This window comes from Variovorax sp. 01T439_2 (genome assembly GCF_056398445.1).
Map to the genome: position 1 here is coordinate 1 of NZ_JBFTPJ010000938.1, position 2,276 is coordinate 2,276.

3 protein-coding genes and 1 pseudogene are annotated in these 2,276 nt (G+C 67.8%); all 4 read right to left on the reverse strand.

All coding sequences use genetic code 11. The features are described from left to right. Positions 1–623 (reverse strand): YceH family protein (locus tag AC1DOC_RS30060; protein ID WP_478131161.1); only part of this gene is annotated, 623 nt, incomplete at its 3' end. A gap of 47 nt (positions 624–670) precedes the next feature. Next, entirely contained in the window at positions 671–793 is a 123-nt protein-coding gene (locus AC1DOC_RS30065) for a hypothetical protein (RefSeq protein ID WP_478079356.1), read from the reverse strand. A 71-nt stretch (positions 794–864) separates the two neighbouring features. Then, positions 865–1,386, reverse strand: a pseudogene (locus tag AC1DOC_RS30070) (phosphodiester glycosidase family protein); the annotation flags it as partial. Positions 1,387–1,412: 26 nt separating this feature from the next. After that, positions 1,413–2,276 (reverse strand): isocitrate/isopropylmalate dehydrogenase family protein (locus tag AC1DOC_RS30075; RefSeq protein WP_478131162.1); only part of this gene is annotated, 864 nt, incomplete at its 5' end.

Consider the following 2,276-nt stretch of genomic DNA (forward strand, 5'->3'; position numbering starts at 1 on the left):
AGCTCGGCCTCGAGCCGCGCCACGTTGGCCTTGAGCGCGGCCACCTCGCCGAGCGATGCATCGTGCGCGCCGTAGGCAGCATCGGACGACGCACCCGCAGGCCCCGCAACGTCTTCCGCCGGCGCGCCGCTCAAAAGATGCGCCCAGCGGCTTTCGCGCGCGCCCGGCAGCCGCGCGAGCTTCACCACCAGCGCGCCGGCCGGCCGCTCGGCGAGCTCGTCGAGAAAAGCCTCCACCGACGAGATGTCCGCGAAGTTGTGCATGCGGTCGCAGGCGATGCGCAGTTCACCCGCCGTTTGCGGACCGCGCAGCATCAGCACCGTGAGCAGGATCACCGACTGCGACGGAATGCGCAGCACGCGGTCGATGTTGTGCTCGTAGCGGAACGCCCGGCCGCCGCTGGTTTCGGCCACCAGGCTGTAGCCCTTGAGGCTGTCGATGGCGGCCTGCACCTGGGCCTCGCTCAGTTCGAGCACCGGGTTGCGGCTGGTCTTCTGGTTGCAGCCGGACACCAGCGAATTGAGCGTCAGCGGATAGCTGTCGGGCACGGTGCGCTGCTTCTCGGCCAGCACGCCGAGCACGCGGGTTTCGACGAGCGAAAGAATGGGAAGGGCCTGGGTCATTGCTCAAGGAGTCCTGAATGAAAACGATGGCGGCAAGGGCCGCTTGTTCACGGCACCGCCACGCCGAGTATCGGTCCCAGCTCCCTGGTGAAGTCGCTGCGCCGCAAGGCAAGCGAATGCAGTGCCGACACGGTGCCGTCGAGATAGAGCGCGTCGCGGCAATGCAGCACGTCGCGAAGTAGAGCGCGAACTCGTAGAAGTTCACCGGCTGCTCGCTGATCACGAAGATCGCCGTGTGGCCCGACACGCCCACGCCGTTGCGGATCTTGCGCGAATCGGAATCCGGGATGAAGGCGGGATGCACCACGCCGCGGCGCAGCAGCAGCGGGCCCGACTGGGTCGCCAGCCGAACGCCCTCTTTCGGCAGCGCCGCATATTCGGACGACTCGACCACGCGCGGCCCCGCATCGGACACCAGGAACACGCCGTTCGGCTTGAGGAAGAAGTTGCCCGCACCCGCCGCCAGGTTGAGCGGCGCCTCCTCGCGTCCCTCCTGCACCAGCAGGCCGACCGGGGAAAAGTCCGCGTGGTACATGCCGGCATTCATGGCGAACACCAGCTGCCGGTTGCGCGCGGCGAGCCAGGCTTCGAGGCGGTCGAGACGCTTGAACGGGGCGCCGCTGTCATCGTGCAGGAACAACTCGAGCCGCTCTTTGCGCACGTCGATCTTCACGACGGTGTAGCGCGGTTCGGCGGCAGCCGCGGAGGCCATGCTGGCCGCGCCGGCCAGGCACAGGGCCAGCAGGAGCAGCAGCTTTCTCATGAAGCCACGGAAAGCCGCCTCTCGCTTCAGCCGTTCTGGATGCGGGCGACCAGCGCCTTGGTGAACGCCGCCGTGCCGGCGCTGCCGCCCAGGTCGCCGGTGCGCACCTTGTCGATGTTGAGCGTGTCGTCGATGGCCTTGCGCAGGCGCGTGGCCAGATCGGGCAGCCTGACGTGCTCGAGCATCAGCGCGGCGGCCAGCAGCAGTGCCGTGGGGTTGGCGATGCCCTTGCCGGCGATGTCSGGYGCMGWGCCGTGCACRGCYTCGAARATSGCCGCRYCSKCGCCGATGTTSGCACCSGGSGCCAKGCCCAGGCCGCCSACCAGGCCCGCCACCAGGTCGGACAGGATGTCGCCGAACAGGTTGGTCGTCACCAGCATGTCGAACTGCCACGGATTGAGCACCAGCTTCATCGCACAGGCGTCGACGATGATGGTGTCGAGCTCGAACTTGCCCTTGTACTTCTCTTCGTAGAGCCTGAGGCCCGTCTCCAGGAACAGGCCGGTCAGCACCTTCATGATGTTGGCCTTGTGCACCAGCGTGACCTTCTTGCGGCCGGCGGCAATGGCGGTCTCGAAGGCGTATTCGAGCAGGCGCAGGCAGCCCTGGCGCGTGTTGATGCCCGTGGCCATGCCCACGGCGTGCGGATCGCCGTCGATGCGCACATAGTGCTCGTGGCCGATGTACAGGCCCTCGAGGTTCTCGCGCACGACCATCAGGTCGATCTTGTCGAAGCGGCCGCCCGGAATGATGGTACGCGCGGGGCGCAGGTTGGCGTAGAGCTGGAATTCCTCCCGCAGCCGCACGTTCGACGAGCGGTAGCCGCCGCCCGAGGGCGTCTCGAGCGGGCCCTTGAGGGCCAGGCGGGTGCGGCGGATGCTGTCCAGCGT